The 18,776-nt window shown below is 65.1% G+C and carries 21 protein-coding genes; 14 read left to right on the top strand and 7 right to left on the bottom strand.

Annotated elements, in window-relative coordinates:
• Positions 1-38 precede the first annotated feature (38 nt).
• The 3 genes from rplU to AC3WJD_RS07410 all read left to right on the top strand — a co-directional run bounded on the left by rplU (position 39) and on the right by AC3WJD_RS07410 (position 1,546).
• Positions 39-461, top strand: a complete 423-nt coding sequence (gene rplU, locus AC3WJD_RS07420) for a 50S ribosomal protein L21 (RefSeq protein WP_492745922.1) — start codon at positions 39-41, stop codon at positions 459-461.
• Positions 462-490: 29 nt separating this feature from the next.
• Entirely contained in the window at positions 491-760 is a 270-nt protein-coding gene (gene rpmA, locus AC3WJD_RS07415; protein ID WP_492745920.1) for a 50S ribosomal protein L27, read from the top strand.
• 225 nt (positions 761-985) lie between these two features.
• Positions 986-1,546, top strand: a complete 561-nt coding sequence (locus tag AC3WJD_RS07410; RefSeq protein ID WP_492745918.1) for a GNAT family N-acetyltransferase — start codon at positions 986-988, stop codon at positions 1,544-1,546.
• 194 nt (positions 1,547-1,740) lie between these two features.
• Here the strand turns inward: AC3WJD_RS07410 and AC3WJD_RS07405 are convergent, their stop codons facing one another.
• The gene (locus AC3WJD_RS07405) at positions 1,741-2,277 is read right to left on the bottom strand and encodes a GNAT family N-acetyltransferase (protein ID WP_492745916.1); all 537 of its coding nucleotides are present in this window, start codon (positions 2,275-2,277) and stop codon (positions 1,741-1,743) included.
• Between the two features lie 106 nt (positions 2,278-2,383).
• Positions 2,384-3,244, bottom strand: coding sequence for a metal-dependent hydrolase (locus AC3WJD_RS07400; RefSeq protein WP_492745914.1), 861 nt, complete (start codon positions 3,242-3,244; stop codon positions 2,384-2,386).
• Positions 3,245-3,288: 44 nt separating this feature from the next.
• Between AC3WJD_RS07400 and AC3WJD_RS07395 the strand changes: the two genes are divergently transcribed.
• From AC3WJD_RS07395 to AC3WJD_RS07380, 4 genes are read left to right on the top strand one after another with little or no spacing between them, the layout of a single operon-like run.
• Complete coding sequence (locus AC3WJD_RS07395) at positions 3,289-3,879, top strand: TetR/AcrR family transcriptional regulator (protein ID WP_492745912.1); 591 nt, start codon at positions 3,289-3,291, stop codon at positions 3,877-3,879.
• Between the two features lie 43 nt (positions 3,880-3,922).
• Complete coding sequence (gene obgE, locus AC3WJD_RS07390; RefSeq protein WP_492745910.1) at positions 3,923-4,972, top strand: GTPase ObgE; 1,050 nt, start codon at positions 3,923-3,925, stop codon at positions 4,970-4,972.
• On the top strand, positions 4,957-6,099 hold the full coding sequence (proB, locus tag AC3WJD_RS07385; protein ID WP_492745908.1) for a glutamate 5-kinase: 1,143 nt from the start codon (positions 4,957-4,959) through the stop codon (positions 6,097-6,099). The genes obgE and proB overlap by 16 nt, the downstream gene beginning before the upstream one ends.
• On the top strand, positions 6,096-7,019 hold the full coding sequence (locus AC3WJD_RS07380) for an NAD-dependent epimerase/dehydratase family protein (protein WP_492745906.1): 924 nt from the start codon (positions 6,096-6,098) through the stop codon (positions 7,017-7,019). Before proB ends, AC3WJD_RS07380 begins: the two co-directional genes overlap by 4 nt.
• Before the next feature lie 19 nt (positions 7,020-7,038).
• Here the strand turns inward: AC3WJD_RS07380 and AC3WJD_RS07375 are convergent, their stop codons facing one another.
• A complete protein-coding gene (locus AC3WJD_RS07375; protein ID WP_492745904.1) occupies positions 7,039-7,581 on the bottom strand; it encodes a Pycsar system effector family protein in 543 nt (180 codons plus the stop codon).
• A 104-nt stretch (positions 7,582-7,685) separates the two neighbouring features.
• Between AC3WJD_RS07375 and AC3WJD_RS07370 the strand changes: the two genes are divergently transcribed.
• The 3 genes from AC3WJD_RS07370 to AC3WJD_RS07360 all read left to right on the top strand — a co-directional run bounded on the left by AC3WJD_RS07370 (position 7,686) and on the right by AC3WJD_RS07360 (position 11,298).
• Positions 7,686-7,928 carry an acyl carrier protein gene (locus AC3WJD_RS07370; RefSeq protein WP_492745902.1) on the top strand — a complete coding sequence of 81 codons (243 nt, stop codon included), beginning with the start codon at positions 7,686-7,688 and terminating at the stop codon, positions 7,926-7,928.
• 107 nt (positions 7,929-8,035) lie between these two features.
• Complete coding sequence (gene spt, locus AC3WJD_RS07365; protein WP_492745900.1) at positions 8,036-9,238, top strand: serine palmitoyltransferase; 1,203 nt, start codon at positions 8,036-8,038, stop codon at positions 9,236-9,238.
• A 47-nt stretch (positions 9,239-9,285) separates the two neighbouring features.
• The gene (locus tag AC3WJD_RS07360; protein WP_492745898.1) at positions 9,286-11,298 is read left to right on the top strand and encodes an ATP-binding protein; all 2,013 of its coding nucleotides are present in this window, start codon (positions 9,286-9,288) and stop codon (positions 11,296-11,298) included.
• Here AC3WJD_RS07360 and AC3WJD_RS07355 read toward each other — a convergent pair.
• Genes AC3WJD_RS07355 through AC3WJD_RS07345 form a run of 3 tightly spaced genes read right to left on the bottom strand, consistent with a single transcriptional unit; the run spans position 11,255 to position 13,627 of the window.
• A complete protein-coding gene (locus tag AC3WJD_RS07355) occupies positions 11,255-12,121 on the bottom strand; it encodes a hypothetical protein (protein WP_492745896.1) in 867 nt (288 codons plus the stop codon). The two genes, AC3WJD_RS07360 and AC3WJD_RS07355, sit on opposite strands and share 44 nt — an antisense overlap.
• On the bottom strand, positions 12,118-13,092 hold the full coding sequence (locus tag AC3WJD_RS07350) for a diacylglycerol/lipid kinase family protein (RefSeq protein WP_492745894.1): 975 nt from the start codon (positions 13,090-13,092) through the stop codon (positions 12,118-12,120). The genes AC3WJD_RS07355 and AC3WJD_RS07350 overlap by 4 nt, the downstream gene beginning before the upstream one ends.
• 7 nt (positions 13,093-13,099) lie before the next feature.
• Positions 13,100-13,627 (bottom strand): DUF2141 domain-containing protein, encoded by a 528-nt coding sequence (locus AC3WJD_RS07345; protein WP_492745892.1) that lies wholly within the window; start codon positions 13,625-13,627, stop codon positions 13,100-13,102.
• A 132-nt stretch (positions 13,628-13,759) separates the two neighbouring features.
• Between AC3WJD_RS07345 and lptF the strand changes: the two genes are divergently transcribed.
• From lptF to AC3WJD_RS07325, 4 genes are all read left to right on the top strand, one after another.
• A complete protein-coding gene (gene lptF, locus AC3WJD_RS07340) occupies positions 13,760-14,965 on the top strand; it encodes an LPS export ABC transporter permease LptF (protein WP_492745890.1) in 1,206 nt (401 codons plus the stop codon).
• Positions 14,966-16,060 carry an LPS export ABC transporter permease LptG gene (gene lptG, locus AC3WJD_RS07335; protein ID WP_492745889.1) on the top strand — a complete coding sequence of 365 codons (1,095 nt, stop codon included), beginning with the start codon at positions 14,966-14,968 and terminating at the stop codon, positions 16,058-16,060.
• Positions 16,061-16,157: 97 nt separating this feature from the next.
• Positions 16,158-16,955 (top strand): sterol desaturase family protein, encoded by a 798-nt coding sequence (locus AC3WJD_RS07330; protein WP_492745970.1) that lies wholly within the window; start codon positions 16,158-16,160, stop codon positions 16,953-16,955.
• A gap of 103 nt (positions 16,956-17,058) precedes the next feature.
• The gene (locus tag AC3WJD_RS07325; protein WP_492745887.1) at positions 17,059-18,213 is read left to right on the top strand and encodes an N-acetyltransferase; all 1,155 of its coding nucleotides are present in this window, start codon (positions 17,059-17,061) and stop codon (positions 18,211-18,213) included.
• A 19-nt stretch (positions 18,214-18,232) separates the two neighbouring features.
• Here the strand turns inward: AC3WJD_RS07325 and AC3WJD_RS07320 are convergent, their stop codons facing one another.
• Positions 18,233-18,745 (bottom strand): DUF2239 family protein, encoded by a 513-nt coding sequence (locus AC3WJD_RS07320; protein ID WP_492745885.1) that lies wholly within the window; start codon positions 18,743-18,745, stop codon positions 18,233-18,235.
• Positions 18,746-18,776 lie beyond the last annotated feature (31 nt).

Raw genomic sequence — 18,776 nt, 5'->3', positions numbered from 1 at the left:
GTTCGCGTGAACCGAATTAGAAGATGAAGAGACAAGCCATGTTCGCTATCGTGCGTACGGGCGGCAAGCAATATCGCGTTGCCGCAGGAGACAAGATCGTAGTCGAGAAGCTGGCGGGTAACGCCGGTGACAGCGTTGCGCTGGACGACGTCCTGCTGGCCGGCGAAGGCAGCGAGCTGAAGCCCACCAAGGGTCTCACGGTCTCGGCCGAGATCGTCGCGCAGGCGAAGGGCGAGAAGGTCATCGTCTTCAAGAAGCGCCGCCGGCATAATTATCGTCGCAAGAACGGTCACCGCCAGCAGCACACGATCCTGAAGATCACCGCGATCGGCGCGGAGAAGGCCAAGGCCGCTCCGAAGAAGGCGGAAGCAGAGGCCCCCAAGGCCGAAGCCGCGGCTGAAAAGCCCGCCGCCGAGAAGAAGGCACCGGCCAAGAAGGCCGCCGCCAAGTCCGCCGAATAAGTCGCCTGAGCGCCCAAGGAGTTTGAGAGATGGCACATAAGAAAGCAGGCGGTTCCTCCCGCAACGGTCGCGACTCAGCCGGTCGCCGCCTTGGTGTGAAGAAGTTTGGTGGTCAGGAAGTGATCGCCGGCAACATCCTCGTGCGTCAGCGCGGCACCAAGTTCTATCCGGGCCGCAATGTCGGCATCGGCAAGGACCACACGCTTTTTGCGCTCATTGACGGTCGCGTGACCTTCCATGACGGCAAACTCGGCCGCAAATTCTGTTCGGTAGATATTATGGCGGAAGCGGCCGAATAATCGGGCGAACCCATTGACGGGTCGCCCTGGGGGCGACCCGAAGTCCTGCTGCGGCAGGCACAGAGGGAGACGGGATAGCCCCCGCTCCCTTTTTTGTTGTCTCCCTCAAACCGTTCCGTCGCCAGCCCTTCGCGGACTGTCGCATGGCAACGGATTTTCAACCGTTCTGTCTCGGTGTCGTAATTTTGCTGCGGCATTGGGCACGCGAAAACAGAGGAGAGACCCATGTTCGTGCGTACCGAAAGATTGCTGCTGCGGCCCGGCTGGGCCGAGGACGCGCCCGCGCTTGCCCGCGCGATCGGCGAGGAAGCGATCGTGCGCAACCTGGCGACCGCGCCCTGGCCCTATGACATCGCCAAGGCGCGCGCCTTCCTTGCGCAGGAGCGTGATTCCAGGTTGCCCAGCTTCCTGATCTTCGCGCGTACCCACGGTGCGCCGCGACTGGTCGGCGGCTGTGGGCTGGGCCCGACCCCCGATGGCACCAACATCGAGCTCGGCTACTGGATCAGCCGTCCGCATTGGGGGCTGGGCTATGCCACCGAGGCCGGCCGCGCGCTCGTCGAGCTGGCGAATGCGCTCGGCATCCGTGCGCTGGCCGCGGGCCATTTCGTCGACAATCCCGCCTCGGGCCGCGTTCTCAGGAAGCTGGGCTTCCGCCCGACCGGCCGCGTCGTTCCGCGCGAAAGCCAGGGGCGCGGCGAAGAGGCGCTGTGCGCACTCTATGTCCGCGACGCTGAGGACGGCTCGATGCCCTGCCCCACCCCGCTCGTGCCGCTTGCGGCGTGAGGGCGCACCCTGCCGCTCCGGCCCTGTGCCGGGGCGGCGCTAGGGCACTTTCCGAAAAAGTGGGAACCGGTTTTTCGATCGGGAAGCATCAAAAATATACATGCCCCCAACATGTTCATTTTTGATGCTCCCAAGATATTGAGTCGAGAGCCTTTCTTATCCGGCAAGGCGATTCCGCCTTGCCGGGAAAGGCTCTAGCGCCTGGCGCGCTTGAACACCGTCGTCTGGCTGCCCGCGAAATCGACCAGCCCCTGCGCGACGAAACCGTTCTTCTCGGCAACGCGGATCGAGGGGATATTGCCCGGATCGATGATGCACGCGGTTTCGGGATGCGGCAGATTGGCATCCGCCCATCCGGTGATCGCGCCGACGATCTCCGTCGCCAGCCCCTGCCCATGCGCCTGTGGATGCAGCACCCAGCCCGCCTCGGGCATGCCACGGATCGAATCGATGCCGCGTTCGAAATCGGCAAAGCCGATATTGCCCAGATAGGCGCGCGTCGCCCTGTCCTCGATTGCCCAATAGCCGTAGCCGAGCACCGGCCACAGCCCCGCATTGCGCAGGAAGCGCGCCCAGCTTTCGGCACGCGTGAAGGGCTTGCCGCCGATGAAGCGCGTCACGTCGGGATCGGCCCACAGTGTCACGAAATCGTCGAAATCCTCGGCGCGGTCGGCACGCAGGATGAGGCGGGGGGTTTCGATGACGGGGGCAGCAGGAAAGGGATAGGGCATCCGCAGACCCAATCACATTCGTCACGCCGGCGAAAGCCGGAACCTCCCTTTTCTTTCAATATGAAGACCCAGGGAATTGCGGCTTCGGCCGGTATGAAACGAAATGTCAGGCTGCTGCCGCCGCCCTGGGCATGATCGCCGCCTCATATTCGCTTTCGGCGAGCGCGATCAGCTTGCGGTCGTCATGGTTCCACGGGTGAAAGCCGGGCAGGAAAAAGGCCGACCATGCGGGCAGCAGACGGCGCAACGCGCCAGGCTTGCCGAGCAGGAACCACGCGATGCGCAGCCACATGCCCGCACCCTCGATGCCGTCCTGCTTGAGCAGATAGGCCATGCCCTTGACGCGGTTGATCCAGAAATTCTTGCTGACGAGCAGCATCATGATCGACTTCACCTTCCACCGCTTCCAGCGCGACCAGTCCCTCGTCGCGTGGAGCCAGGTGTCATAGGCGACGCCCTTGTGCTCGATCTCTTCCATCGCGTGCCATCGCCACATGCGGACCAGCTCGGGATCGGCGCCCGCGAAGACGCGATCGTCCTGGAGCATCTGCTGCGCCATGATCGCGGTATAGTGCTCGAGCGCCATGGTGACCGCGAGATTGAGTATCTCGGGGCGGTTCTTGGTCAGCTCGAGCGAGTCCACGACCACCTGCTCGAGATGCGCGATATCGTAACCCGCCTCGGTCACGCGCTTGTTGAACGACACATGCTCGCGGCTGTGGTTCACCTCCTGCTTGATGAAGGCGTTGATTTCCTTCTCGAGCTTGGGGGGAACACCGTCGCGGTGCGCGCGCACGCTCTCGACGAAGAACGCCTCGCCGCGGGGAAAGGTGATTGACAGCGCATTGTAAAAAGCCGTTGCAATGGGGTCTCCGGCAAGCCACCACCGTTTCTGCGCATGACCTCTGCCGAAGCGGCGGTCGCGTGGGGTAATGGTAAGATCAGTGGGGGTCTTGTCCTGGGTCATTGCCATTGCTCCTTGATCAACAGGGATGCATGTTGCTTACATAGATGTCAATAGTGAAGAAGAGATTGAGCCCGGAGCTGAGCCGGGCCGCCGCGCTGGAAGCCGCGCGCGCGCTGTTGATCGAGGCGGGGCCGCAGGCGGTGACGCTCAAGGCCGTCGCTGCGCGAATCGGGCGGACACACGCCAATCTGCTCCATCATTTCGGCTCGGCATCAGGGCTGCAAAAGGCGCTCGCCGAGATGATGGCCGAGACGGTGACCGCCAAGATCGGCGCCGCCGTCATGAAGACGCGCGCCGAGCATGGCGATCCGCGCGAGGTGGTCGATCTCACCTTCGACGCCTTCGACAAGGAGGGCGCGGGCGCGCTCGCCAGCTGGATGATCCTTTCGGGCAACGAGGACGCGCTCGATCCCATTCTCAATGCCATCCACGACCTTGTCGATGATCTCGCGGTCGACAATGAGGACAGCCTGATCCGGCAGGAAACGCTTGCGCTTGTGCTCACCGCGTTGGGCGATTCGCTGCTCGGCGGCCCGATGGCGAGTGCGCTCGGCCTGCCGCGCGACAAGGCGCGCCAGATCGCGGCTGAACAGCTCCGCAACTCAGTCGCGCTGCGCCGCGACGACGCGGAATAGCGTAAAGGTTTAATTCCGGCGCGATCCGCGCTAAGCGCGCGCCATGCATTTTCTCGATCAAGCCAAGATTTACGTGCGTTCGGGCACCGGCGGCCCCGGTGCCGTCAGCTTTCGCCGCGAAAAGTTCATCGAATATGGTGGCCCCGACGGCGGTGACGGCGGCAAGGGCGGCGATATCGTGTTCGAAGCCGTGCCGGGCCTCAATACGCTCATCGACTTCCGCTATACCCAGCACTTCAAGGCACCGCGCGGCAAGGGCGGCGCGGGCTCGAACAAGACGGGCGGCGGCGGCAAGGACCTCGTGATCCGTGTTCCGATCGGAACACAGGTACTGTCCGATGACATGGAGCACATCCTTGCCGACTTCACCAAAGCCGGTGAAAAAGTGGTGTTCCTGCGCGGCGGCGACGGCGGACGCGGCAATGCCAGCTACAAGACCTCGACCAACCGCGCCCCGCGCCAGCACGGGACTGGCTGGCCGGGCGAGGAGATGTGGGTCTGGCTGCGCCTCAAGCTGCTCGCCGATGCCGGCCTTGTCGGCCTGCCCAATGCGGGCAAGTCGACCTTCATCAACGCTGTGACCAACGCCAAGGCCAAGGTCGGCGATTATCCCTTCACGACCACGCGACCCCAGCTCGGCGTCGTTCGCCACCGCGACCGCGAGTTCGTCGTCGCCGACATTCCCGGACTGATCGAGGGTGCTGCCGAAGGCGCGGGCATCGGCGACCGCTTCCTCGGCCATATCGAACGCTGCAAGGTGCTGCTGCATCTCGTCGACGCCAATGGCGAGGATCCAGCCACTGCCTATCGCACCGTCCGCGACGAGCTCGAGAATTACGGCGCGGGGCTGACCGACAAGGTCGAGATCGTCGCGCTCAACAAGGTCGACACACTCGATGACGAACTGATCGAAGCGCTCTCGGCCGAGCTTGCCGCCGAAAGCGGTGCAGAGGTGCTGCCGCTTTCGGGTGCTTCGGGCCAGGGGCTCGAGGCGGTGCTCGACCGCCTGATCGCGGCGATCGGCCAGCCGGGGCCCGAGGCCGAGCCGGCTGAGGAGGACGAAGGGGAAAGCGGGGAATGGTCGCCGATCTGAGCCGCGACAGCGCCCGCTTCTCCGCCGCCCGGTGCCCGCGCCTGATCGTCAAGGTGGGCTCGGCGCTGCTCGTCGATCCTGACGGCGCAATCCGCAGCCGCTGGCTCGGCACGCTGGTGAAGGACATCGCCGACGCGCAGAAGGCCGGGCAGCATGTCGCGATCGTCTCGTCCGGCGCGATCGCGCTCGGCGCACGCCGACTCAAGCTGCCCAAGGGTGGCCGCGCCAGCCTCGAGGACGCGCAGGCAGCCGCTGCGACGGGCCAGATCGCGCTCTCGCAGATCTGGGCCGATTTGCTTGCCGCGCACGGCATCATCGCCGCGCAGATGCTCGTGACGCTCGACGATCTCGAGGATCGCCGCCGCTATCTCAACGCCAGCGCGACGCTCGACCGGCTGCTGACGCTGGGCGTGATCCCCGTGATCAACGAGAATGACAGCGTCGCCACCGCCGAGATCCGCTTCGGCGATAATGACCGGCTCGCCGCGCGCGTCGCGCAGGCGGCGGGCGCACAGGGCGTCATCCTGCTCTCCGATGTCGACGGGCTCTACACCGCCAATCCCGCGCACGATCCGACTGCGACGCGCATCCCCTGCGTCGAGAAGCTCGATGCCGGCATCATGGCGATGGCCGATAGCCGCACCGCCTCGGGCATGGGCTCGGGCGGGATGGTCTCCAAGCTGCAGGCGGCGCGCATCGCGAACAGCGCGGGTGCCGCACTCGCAATCGTTTCAGGCCAGCACGACCATCCGCTCGCGCGCTATTTCAAGGGCGATTGCGGCACGATCTTTCTTCCCGAAAAGCGTGCGGGCGCGCGCAAGGCGTGGCTTGCTGGAAGGCTGCGCGTCGCGGGCGCGGTGCATGTTGACGCGGGCGCGGCCACCGCGCTTGGCCAGGGCAAGAGCCTGCTCGCGGCGGGCGCAACCGAAGTGATCGGCAGCTTCGAACGTGGCGACGTGATCGACGTGATCGCCCCCGACGGACGCACCATCGCGCGCGGCCTTGCCGAATATGACCATCAGGACGCGGCGAAGATCAGCGGCAAGCGCAGCGCCGACCATGCCGGGATACTGGGCTATGCGCCGCGCACCGCGGTGATCCACCGCGACCATCTGGTGCTGCTGTGAACACCCCTGCCCCCACGATCGCACTGACCGGCGCGACGGGCTTCGTCGGCAAGGCCGTGCAGCGCCTCGCGCGCGACCGGGGTTTTGCGGTCCGCGCGCTAACGCGCCGGCCGCAGGACGCGCAGGAAGGCGTAACCTGGATCGAGGGTGCGCTCGATCACCCCGAGGCGCTGCGTGTACTCGCGAGCGGCGCCGATGCCGTCATCCACATCGCCGGCGTGGTCAACGCCCCCGATCGCGCGGGGTTCGAGGCGGGCAATATCGCGGGCACGCGCGCCATGATCGAAGCGGCGCGCGCCGCGGGCGTCCGCCGCTTCATCCACGTCTCCTCGCTCGCCGCGCGCGAACCCGCCCTGTCCGACTATGGCTGGTCCAAGCTCGGCGCCGAACAGGTCGTCGCGGCGAGCGCGCTCGACTGGACGATGGTGCGCCCGCCCGCGATCTACGGCCCCGAAGACACCGAGATGCTCGATCTCTTCAAGATGGCGAAACGCGGACTCGTCCTGTTGCCGCCCGCGGGCCATATGTCGGTGATCGAGGTCAGCGACCTGGCGCGGTTGTTGCTCGCGGTCGTCGACGACCGGGATTCGATCGGCCAGATCTACGAGGCGGACGATGGTGTCGAGGGCGGCTGGACGCATCGCAGCTTCGCGCGTGCGATCGGCTGGGGGGTGGGCCGGCGTGTCTCGACGCTCGCCGCGCCCAAGCCGCTCTTGAGCTTCGCCTCGCGGATCGATCGCACGGTGCGCCGCACGCGCGCCAAGCTGACGCAGGACCGCGTCAACTATTTCAGCCATCCCGACTGGGTGATCGATCCCGCAAAGCGTCCGCCCGCCAGGCTTTGGGAGCCGCAAGTCAACACGCGCGCGGGGCTGAAGGCGACCGCGGCCTGGTATCGCCGCAAGGGGTGGCTCGGCTGAGCCTGTAGCGGCGCAACGATCAGCCCTGAAACAGATATTGCGCCACGAAGGCCGCGAAGGTGGAAACGAGCCCGACCAGGAAGGTGCGATAGGCGAGCCCGAGAAAGCGGTATTTCTTGTGCTGGAGCACCTGCCCGTTCTGATAGACGTCGCGCAGCATCAGCCGGTAGAGCGCTTCCTCGTCATGCAGTTCGGCGATGACGCGATCGGCGAATTCGGTTTCGCTCAATTGCGTGAAATGCCCGAAGAACAGGATGTTGAGGTCGGCGCCCGGCCTCGGGCGGGTCGCGGGCAGGATCGCGAGCACCGCGAGCATCGCCGAGCCGAAGGAAAAGAATGCGAGCACCATCAGCGGCACGACGAGTTCGCCGTCGCTGCGCGCCTGCCCGATCGAAATCGTGAAAACGACGAACGTCGCGCCCATCAGGATCGACGCCTTCTGATCGGCCATCTGGCTCAACTGGACATTGATCTGCTCGACGGTACGGACGAGGTGCACCGCATTGGACGGGAATTTCTGGCCCGGCATCACGCCGGGCTTGCTGTCTGGTTCGTCCCCCATGGCGCGATCATGACATGGTGCCCTGCCCTCGACAAGCAACGCGAACGCCGCTTTTGTGCCGCAATCGCTTGGCAATGGGGCTCGCATAGGATTAAGGACCGCGCATGACCGACAGACAGCAGATCTTCGATACCGTTGCCGCGCAGATCGAACCCTTCAATAAAAAGGGCGTCGCGCTGACCGAAACCACCACCTTTGCGGGCGATCTCGAATGGGACAGCCTGACCGTCATGGATTTCGTCGCGGCGATCGAGGACGAATTCGACATCATCATCACGATGAACATGCAGGCCGAGATCGAGAATGTCGGCCAGCTCGTCGACGCGGTCGGCAAGCTCAAGGGTTAAGTCTTGATTGTCATTCCCGCGAAAGCGGGAATCCACGAACTCAGTTTCATCCGAACGAGGCGGTGCTCCTGGATCCCCGCTTTCGCGTGGATGACAGGAAGCGAAGAATGACTGACCTCTTTTCCAAATTCGACCCGCTGATCCAGCAGCGCGAGGCGCTGCTCGCGACGGGGGTGAAAGACCCCTTCAGCCTCGTGATGGAAAAGGTGAAGTCGCCAACCGTGGCGATCTGCAACGGCAGGGAGACGATCCTGCTCGGCACCTACAACTATATGGGCATGACCTTCGACCCCGACGTGATCGCGGCGGGCAAGCAGGCGCTCGACGAATTCGGCGCGGGCACCACGGGCAGCCGCGTGCTCAACGGCACCTATCAGGGCCACCGGGAGGTCGAGGAGGCGCTCAAGGAATTCTACGCCATGGATCACGCCATGGTGTTCTCCACCGGCTATCAGGCCAATCTCGGCATCATCTCGACGATCGCGGGCAAGGGCGACTATGTCATCCTCGACATCGACAGCCATGCCTCGATCTATGACGGCTGCAAGATGGGCGACGCCGAAATCGTCGCGTTCCGCCACAATGATATCGAGGCGCTCGAAAAGCGGCTCAGGCGCCTGCCCGCCGATGCGGGCAAGCTCGTCGTGCTCGAGGGCGTCTATTCGATGCTGGGCGACATCGCCCCGCTCAGGGAAATGATCCGCGTTTCCAAGGAAGCGGGCGCGATGGTGCTCGTCGACGAGGCGCATTCGATGGGCTTTATGGGGCCCAATGGGCGTGGCGTGGCGGAAGACCAGGGCGTGCTCGACGATGTCGATTTCGTCATCGGGACCTTCTCCAAGAGCGTCGGCACCGTTGGCGGCTTCTGCGTGTCTAACCACCCCAAGTTCGAAATCCTGCGGCTTGTCTGCCGCCCCTATGTCTTCACGGCCTCGCTGCCGCCCAGCGTCGTCGCGACCGCGGCGACCTCGATCCGCAAACTGATGCACGGCGGCAACAAGCGCGCGCACCTCTGGGAAAATTCCAAGCGGCTGCACAAGGGGCTGAAGGAGCTCGGCTTCCAGCTCGGCACCGAAGAGCCACAATCGGCGATCATCGCGGTGATCATGCCCGATCTCGAGCGCGGCGCCGCGATGTGGGAAGCGCTGCTCGCCGAGGGGCTTTATGTAAACCTCGCGCGCCCGCCCGCGACGCCGGCGAACATGACGCTGCTGCGCTGCTCGCTCTGTGCCGAGCATTCGGCGGAGCAGGTGGAGCAGATCCTGGGCATGTTCGCGGCAGCAGGCCGTAACGTCGGCGTAATCGCCTAGGCTTTCTGGTGTTTCCATGACCGCAGGGATTTGTTAATTCTTCACGCATGGCGGTCGAGGAAACCGACTTCGGGGGTGAAGAAAGCACACAGTCTGGCTGGCAACGCTGGCTGGGCTGGATCAGCGCGGGCATCGTCGTATCGATCCTCGTCGCGCTGATCGCGATGCTCGCGCTGTCGAGCCGCCAGCGTGACACCGCGCTCGAACAGCAGCAGCGCAGCTTCGAGGTGATGATCGCAGTGCGCGCGATCGAGGGGCAGATGGCGCAATCCGAGGCGACTCTCGGCCGCGCGGTGATCGCCTCCGACAAGGACGTCGCGCGCCAGTTCTATGACAATTGGCGCCGCACCGGCAGCATGATCACGCGGCTGCAGCGCATCACGCGCGGGCATCCGCAGCAGGCGGCGCTCGTGCGCGATCTTCAGTCGCTCTACAAGACGCGCAGCGAAGAGCTCGAGGAAGCTGCGCTACGGCTCAACTACGATCAGAAGCAGAACGCGCTGTCGGTCTATTTCAATGCGGGCAAGTCCGAGACGCTGGATCGGACCAAGGCAATCTTCCGCGAGATCGTCGCCAACGAACAGGCGCTGCTTGCCGCGCGAACCGGCCAGGCCAAGGGCTTCATGGCGCGATCCAACAAGCTGGCGGCGACGCTCTCGGTTCTCGGTCTGCTGCTTGTCGTCGGTGCGATCGGGCTCGGCTGGACCGCGATCGAGGCGATGACGCAGCGCCGCCGTGCGCGCCGCGCAGCGGATGTCGAGATGCAGCGCGCCGAGCTGCTGGAGGCGGCGGTCGCCGAACGCACGACCGAGCTGCGCCTCGCCAACCAACGGTTGCTCGCCGAGGCGAGCGAACGCGCTCACGCCGAGGCGCAGCTGCGCCAGATCCAGAAGATGGAGGCCGTCGGCCAGCTCACCGGCGGCATCGCGCACGACTTCAACAACATGCTCGCGGTCGTGGTCGGCGGGCTCGAACTCGCCAAGCGCAAGCTGCACGACCATGCGAGCGATGCCGAGCGACATCTCGACAATGCGATGGAAGGCGCCAATCGCGCAGCCGCGCTGACGCGCCGGCTGCTCGCCTTCGCGCGTGCCGAGCCGCTGCTGCCCCAGGCGGTCAATCCCGACTCGCTGGTGCGCGGTATGAACGACCTGATGGATCGCACGCTCGGCGAGCGCATCCGGCTCGAGGTCGAAAGCGTCGCCAAGCCGTGGAGCATCTGGGTCGATCGCCACCAGCTCGAAAACGCGATCCTCAACCTTGCGGTCAACGCGCGCGATGCGATGGAGGGCGAAGGCAAGCTGACCATCCGCACCTCCAACACCTCGCTCGTCGCCGATGAGATCGGAGAGTCGCTGCCCGGCGACTATGTCCGCGTCGACGTCACCGACACCGGCTGCGGCATGCCGAAGGAGGTGCTTGATCGCGTGTTCGAGCCCTTCTTCACCACCAAGCCCGTTGGCAAGGGCACCGGCCTCGGCCTCAGCCAGATCTTCGGCTTCGTCCGCCAGTCCGGCGGCGAGATCAGCATCGCGTCGGCCGAAGGGCTCGGCACCACCGTCTCGCTCTATCTCCCGCGCCATCATAGCGCGCAGGACGAGGATATGGGGCACCCGCAGCCCGAAGCGGCAGCCGCGCCGGCGCCCCAGCCCTCGCTCGCCAGCCGTACCGCGCTTGTCGTGGAGGACGATGCACGCGTGCTCGCGGCAACATCAGGCGCGCTCCAGGAGCTCGGCGTGACGACGATCTGCGCCGCGTCGGCCGAAGAGGCGATCGCGATCCTCGAACGCGACAGCGCGATCGACATCATCGTCAGCGACGTGATCATGCCGGGCATGACCGGCCCCGAATTCGTCGCCAAGGTCGCGCCGCTCTACCCCGGCGTCGCGATCCTGTTCGTGACGGGCTATGCCGATGTCGACGATGCCGAGGCCTTTGGCGGCCACGCGGTGCTGAGAAAGCCCTTCACGATCAGCGCGCTCGAAAACGCGATCGAGGGTGCGCTGAGCTCTGCGCCTAGCGCACGACCCCGCGCGACAACAGTCGTGGCAGCAGGATAAGCGCGCCGAGTATCGGAAAGCGCCGCTGCCAGGGGCGGATCTCGATCGCGGTGCCGGCATGGCGATTGATCTTCCACGCCAGATAGTCGATCCCGCCCGCAAAGGTCAGGCTCGCCTTGGCGAGCCGCAGCAGTGTCAGCAGCTTGCCGTTGCGGCGAAGGGCACGCCAGCGCCGATCGAGATCGGGCAGCTTCGCCGGGGGCGCAGCCGCCAGCGCCGCCGACAGCCGCGCATAATGTTCGGGATCGAAATCGACGATCGAGCCCGAACGGTCGCTCCGCTCGGCGCGCAGCTCCGCGCCATAGGTGAGCGCAAAACCACGCCGCCACATATCGAGCGGGTCGTTCGACGCCGTGCCGGGCGTCAGCGCCGCTAGCGTCACGGGGGCAGTGGCGATGGCGCGGATCACAGCCTCGCGCGCCGCTTTGTCCGCCACCCAGACCAGCCGCGAAGGCTGCGCGAAACGCGCCCACACCGATGCGCTGCTCGCCTCGGGCCGGCACAGCGCGGCGAAGTCGGCTTCGCTGAGCACCGCATATTTGGCGGCGAGCCCTTCATGCGCGAAGGGAAAGACATTGGGCGGGATCAGCCGGTTGGCCCTCGCCAGCCAGCTTCTGCCATAGGCCTCGCGATAGTCGGAGACGATCAGATAGAAATCGAGCATCTGCCCGTCGAGTTCGGCGGTACGCAGGCACGATCCGTAGAACAGTACCGCGCGCGACGCCGCGCCGTACTGCGCCGCGATCGCCTGCGCCATCGCCACGACGCGCGGGTCGGCCGGCACCGTAAGCTCGGCCGCGATCAGCGCTTCGAGGTTGGTCACGCCGCGAGGCGCAGGAAGGGCACGGGCGCGGTCGAGGTCAGCACGATCGGGTGATCGCGCTCGGCGCGGAAGGTCTCGCCGTCGAGGATGACGCTCGAGCCCTCACCCTCGATGCGGACGAGGTCGCCGCGCTCGAAATGGACGCCGCTCAGCTTGTCGCGTCCCAGCCGTCCGAAGATCGCCCCGTAAAGCGCGCGGATCAGCGCGGGGAAGGTCAGCTCGACCGCCATGAACTTCATCCGGCCTGGCACATGCGCCCCGCTATCGGCGCGCGTCGCCAGCAGCATCTTTTCAAGTGTGGTGACGATGAACACCGAGAAATAGCCGAGCGGCTGCCCCTCGCGGACGAGCGAGATGCGCACCGGACTGGGCCTGGGCGGCAGGAAACGGCTACGGATACCGAACAGCGCGGACACGAGCACCGCGAGCGCGGTCAGCACATGGCTCATCCCGTTGGGCAGGCCGAGCGGATAGATCTTGGTGCGGCAATAGAGGATCGAATCGGCAAGCCCCGCGCCGCCGAGGAACATACCGAGCGTCGACCGGCCTTCCGCGCTGCCGTCCGACAGCGCGATGAGCTCGCGTGCGACGATATGATCCGAAAGATCGGCCTTGCTCAGCTCGATCACGCGCTCGAGCGCCTCGAGCGGATCGCCCGCCGCGCCGAGATCGAGCGCGATCAGGTTGGTCTTGCCATTGGGCAGCACCGCGACGGGCGGGGGCGAATCCCCGAAATGGCCGCCATGATAGAGTTCGGTCAGCGCCGCCTGGACGGTGCCATCACCGCCGTTGATGACCAGGATCTTGGGTTTCACGCGCGCGATGGTGCGCAGTGCTTCGCCGATCTGGCTGACGCTCTCGACCTCATAGTGGAAAATGTCGGGCCGCCCCGCGCAAAAGCTCCGCACACGCGGCAGCAGCGAGCGGTTGCCCGTTGAGCGCGGATTGGAGAGGAGCGCGACGCAGGCCATGGCGATCCTATGCACCCACCGGTTTGAACGAAAGGCCCTGAACATAGTTCAGCGTGATCGGGACGAGACGCGCGCCATTGCTCACCGCGAAGACCACCTTGGCCATGTCTGGCTTGCGCTTGAACGCGAGGTCGCCGATCGAGACGCTGGGATTGCCCGAAAAGCCGCCGCCATCGGCGCGGCTGGTCTTGCCGTTGCCGTCGAGATCGTGCCGCACCGAGATCGCATAGCGCCCTGCCTTGGGCACGGGCACGCAGATGTCCATCGCGCCGCTGCGCGTGGCGGGCACGTCGACGCGCTCGATATACTGCTTCTTTTCGAGGAAGGTCGCCTTGTTGTCGGCGTAGAGCTGCACCCGGATCACGCCGGTGCGTGCCTTGAGGCCGCTCACGCGCGCGATCACCGCGGGTCCGCCATTCTGGCACGACGCCGCATGCGGCCCGAGCGTCGTCGCCTGGGCGGCTGCAAGAGGGATTGCAAAGGGCATCGCGGCCGTCACAAGGCCGGTGATCGCGACACCGGAAAGTTTCAACATGACCTCATCACTCCTGGACGCTATATCCATGCCCGTTGCTGGACATGGACGGCCCTGTTCGCCCCCGTGTCCTCCTAAAGATCGGCTGCGTTTGCGGCCAAATCATGGTCATGGGACGACTGAATTCTGAAAATGCTCACGTCCACCGACCGTTATCTCGCCAGGCTGATCGCCCTCCCGCTGTTCGGCACGCTGGTGATCGCCGCGATGCTGCTCGTGCTCGACAAGATGCTCCGGCTGTTCGATTTCGTCGCCTCGGAAGGCGGCCCGGTCAGCGTGGTATGGCGGATGCTCGCAAACCTCATCCCCGAATATCTCTCGCTGGGCATCCCGATCGGGCTGATGCTCGGCATCCTGCTCGCCTTCCGCAAGATCGCGACCTCGTCCGAACTCGACGTCTTCCGCGCGGTGGGCATGAGCTATGGCCGCCTGCTGCGCGTGCCCTATATGTACGCGATCGCGCTCGCGCTGGTGAACCTCGCGATCGTCGGCTTCGTCCAGCCCTATGCACGCTATGCCTATGAAGGATTGCGCTTCGAACTGCGCTCGGGTGCGCTCGGCGCCTCGATTAAGGTCGGCGAGTTCACGCGACTGGGATCGAAGATAACGCTCAGGATCGAGCAGAGCCGCAAGCAGGGCCGCGAGCTTTCGGGCATTTTCGTGCGCGCCGAGAACCGCAACCAGCAATCGGTGTCCGCCACCGCCAAATCGGGGCAGTTCCTCGCCACCGACGATCCCGACACGATCATCCTGCGCCTCACCAACGGCGTGCTCATCCACGACGCGCCCAATTTCAGGACGCCGCGCGTGCTTGGCTTCTCGAGCCATGACCTGCCGATCGACCTTCCGAAGATCGAAGCATTTCGCGGCCGCGGCGGTGCCGATCGCGAGCTGACGATCCCCGAGCTGGTCCGCGTCGGCCAGGATGCAAAGGCATCGCAGGAACTCCGCAACGAATCGCGCGCCAACTTCCACTTCCGCATGGTCGAGGTGGCGATGATGCTGCTGCTGCCGCTGCTCGCGGTGGCGCTCGCGGTGCCGCCCAAGCGATCGACCTCGGCGCTGGGCGTCTTCCTGTCGATCGCGATGGTCGTCACCTATCACAAGATCAACGAATATGGCGAAGGGCTGGGCGCGCTCGGCCTTGTCCACCCGATCATCGCGCTCTGGGTACCCTTCATCCTCTTCGCCGCGCTGATCCTGTGGATGTACCACACGCTCGCGCGCGTCCCCGGGGGCCAGCCGATTGGCACGCTCGAACGCGCCTTCTCGGGGCTTGGCAAGTTCGTCAGGCAATGGTTCCGCTTCGGGCGGCGCAGGCTGGAGGCAGGCGCGTAAATGCAGACCCAGTTTTTTCCGTCGCGTACCATGTCCATCTATATGGGGCGGATGTTCCTCGTCCGCAGTTTCGCGGTTCTCGCGGCGCTGGTGCTCGTCCTCCAGGCGCTCGACCTGCTCGGCGAGGCCGACAAGATCCTCGCCTATCCGGGCAATGGCAATGCCGAGCTGTGGACCTATGTATCGCTGCGCGTGCCGCAGATCATCGCGCGCTTCCTGCCCTTTTCGGTACTGCTTGGCACGCTGATCACGCTGATCACGCTCAACCAGAACAGTGAAGTGATCTCGATGAAAGCGTCGGGGCTTTCGGCGCATCAGGTGCTTGCACCGCTGATCCTTGCCAGCCTGCTCGTCGCGGGCGTGTCCTTCGTCTTCAACGAGCGCATCGTCGCGCGCGCCTCGGACACGCTGGACCGATGGGAAAAGGCCGATTTCGGCCCGCTGCCCAAGGACAAGGCGCTGCAGACCAATGTCTGGGTGCGCGACGGCAACAACCTTGTCCACGTCGCCGAGGTGCGCGGCCGCGGCGCAAACACACGGCTCGACCATGTCACCCTTTATGACCGCGAGAGCGATACGCTGCTGCAGATCATCGAAGCGCCGTCGGGGCAGTTCTCACCGCAGGGCTGGACGCTCACCAACGCCACGCGCTTCAACGTCGCCGCGGGCAAGACCGAACCGATGGGCACGATCACCGTGGGCAGGGACATCCGCCCCGACCAGTTCACGCTGGCGCAGGTCGATCCCGATGGCCTGTCCTTCGTCGGGCTGCGTGAGGCGATCAGCGACCTCGACGCCGCGGGCCGCCCAACCGCCGCGCTCAAGGCCAATTTGTGGCACAAGATCGCGGGGCCACTCTCCTCGGTGCTGATGCCGTTGCTCGGCGCGGTCGCAGCCTTCGGGCTTGCGCGTTCGGGCCAGTTGTTCCTGCGCGCGGTGATCGGCATGGCACTGGGCTTCGCCTATTTCGTCGCCGACAATTTCGGGCTCGCCATGGGTAATCTGGGTGCCTATCCGCCCTGGCTCGCCGCCTGGGGCCCCTTCCTACTGTTCTTCCTGATCGGGGAGACGGTACTGATCCGTACCGAGGAATAAGGCCCTATCCCGGCCCCATTTGTGCCGTATTGCCCCTGCAGTGCGTGCTCCTATATTGCTTGGTCTGTGCTCGGAAAGCGCGGCCGGGCACTAGTGAATCGAGGGTACGCACGTGAAAACCGCTGAAACGGCGCCGACCGGCTTCTGGAAAAAATCGCATCATCTGGACAAGATGACGCTCAAAGAGCTGTTCGTCGCCTACTTCCAATATCCCGCGATCATCGCCTATCTGCTGCTCGCGGCGGTCTCGGTCGGGCTCTGGGCATGGCGTCCCGCGCCGATCGTGCAGACGCTTGCCGCGATCGCGATCGCCATCTTCGTCTACCCGCTCGCCTGGTATCTGCTCCACCGCTGGGTGCTGCACAGCCGGTGGATGTGGAAGCACAAATGGCTCGCTCCCACCTGGAAGCGGATCCATTACGATCACCATCAGGACCCCAATCATCTGGAGATCCTGTTCGGTGCGCTGCACACCACGCTGCCGACGATCGTTATCGCCACCGCGCCGCTCGGCTATCTGATCGGCGGGTTCGGCGGCGCCGCGATCGCGACCGCGACGGGGCTGCTCACCACCTGCTTCTACGAATTCTGCCACTGCATCCAGCATCTGGCGTACAAGCCCAAGAGCAAGTTCATCCTCATGATGAAGCAGCGCCACATGGCGCATCATTTCCATGACGAGACGGGCAATTTCGGCATCACCAACTATTTCTGGGACCGCCTGTTCGGCACGCTCTATGACCGCGTTTCGGAGCGGCAGAAGAGCCCCACCGTGTTCAATCTCGGCTACACCCCGGAGGTTGCGGAGAAATATCCCTATGTCGCCGATCTTTCGGGCGGCGTCGCCACCGGCCATCCGGTCGAGCGGCTCCGGGCCAGGATGAAGCAAGGCTGACACGAAATGCCCCGGTCCTCCGGGGCATTTTTCTTTGGCGCTCTGGACCCCTGATCCCGACGCGGTAAAAGCCCCGCAAGCCAAGGGGGAATTCGAAAGCAACATGACGAGCAGCATCACCATCCGGCCTGTCGAGACCGCGGCGGATCGCAAGGCCTTTGTCGATCTCGCTTTCCGGCTCAATGCGGACAATCCCAACTGGGTAGCCTCCTTGAAGGGCGAGGTTCACGGCCTGATCACGCCCGGCAAGAACCCCTGGTTCGGACATGGCGAGGCGCAGCTCTTCCTTGCCGAGCGCGACGGCCGCGTCGTCGGCCGCATATCCGCGCATATCGACCATCTCGCGCTCACCCAGCCCGTCGAACAGGGCATGGGACCCGGCACGGGCAATTGGGGCATGATGGAGGCCGAGGACGAAGCCGTGTTCCAGGCGCTGGTCGCGCGCGCCGAACAATGGTTGCGCGACAAGGGCATGCATCGTTCGCTCGGCCCCCTGAGCCTCTCGATCTGGGATGAGCCCGGCCTGCTCGTCAGCGGCTTCGACCATCCGCCGACGGTGATGATGGGGCACAACAGCGCCGCCTATCGCGGCTGGGTCGAAGCAGCGGGCTATAAACCCGCCAAATCACTGTTCACCTACGATCTTGACATAGCCCAGGGCTTCCCGCCGCTCGTCCAGCGCATTGTCCAGTCGGGCGAACGCAACAGCCGCATCGTCATCCGCCAGGTCGACAAGAAACACTTCGACCGGGAAGCGGCGCTGATCCTCGGCATCCTCAACGATGCCTGGTCGGACAATTGGGGTTTCGTGCCCCTTACCGACGATGAGATCGCCTATGTCGGGAAGAAGCTGAAGCCTATCGTCCGCGAGGACCTGATCATGGTCGCCGAGGTCGAGGGCGAACCCGTCGCCTTCATGATCGTGCTACCCGACCTCAATGAAGTGCTGAAGCCGCTCAAGGGCTCGCTCCTGCCCCTTGGCTGGGCGAAGCTGCTCTGGTGGCTGCGCAAGCCCAGCGCGCGCACGATGCGCGTGCCGTTGATGGGCGTGGTCAAGAAGCTCCAGTCATCGCGCCTCGCCAGCCAGCTCGCCTTCATGATGATCGAATATATCCGGCGCAACGCGGTCGCGCATTACGGCTCCAGCCGCGGCGAGATCGGCTGGATCCTCGACGACAACCAGGGCATGCGCGCGATCGCCGAGACGATCGAAAGCACGATCAACCGCGAATATGTGATCTACGAAAAGGGGCTGTAAGGGGCGGGCAGCCAGCCCGTCACGCCCAGGCCCCGTCGGCCAGCGAGAGCGCGTGATCGCGCACGCCCACCGGCCACGCCGCAATCAGCGTGCGGAAACGCTCCGCGTCGCCCGCATAGAGCGCGCGGATCGCTTCCTCATAGCCGGGCTTGTCGCCCGCGATCGCCGACAGGAAATGATAGGTCGCATCGCGTGCGCCGCGGGGATCGCGGTCCTGCGCCCTGCGCGCCTCGTCGATCAGCCGCCTGAGCGTCACCGAGGCGCCGCCGCGCTGTGCGCGCAGCCATTCCCAGTGGCGCGGGAGCAAGGTCACCTCGCCCGAAACGACGCCCAGCCTGGGGCGCCCGCGCGACCGTGCGGGCTGGTCGGCGCGCATGTCGAGATCGATCTGCCGGCCCGTGACATCGTCGAAGACGAGCAAGGGCCCCGCGTCGCGATCATTACCGAGCAAACGCAGCGTCTCGCGCACCTCGTCGGGCGCGCCGCTTGCGATCCAGATATCGCCCGAAAAGGCGGTGCAGCTGTCTTCCATGGGCTTCATCCTTTCGGACGCCCATATATTA

It is taken from the genome of Sphingobium sp. FW306-1B-F04DB, from assembly GCF_058781925.1.
This window is presented reverse-complemented; position numbering and strand designations above follow the sequence as displayed.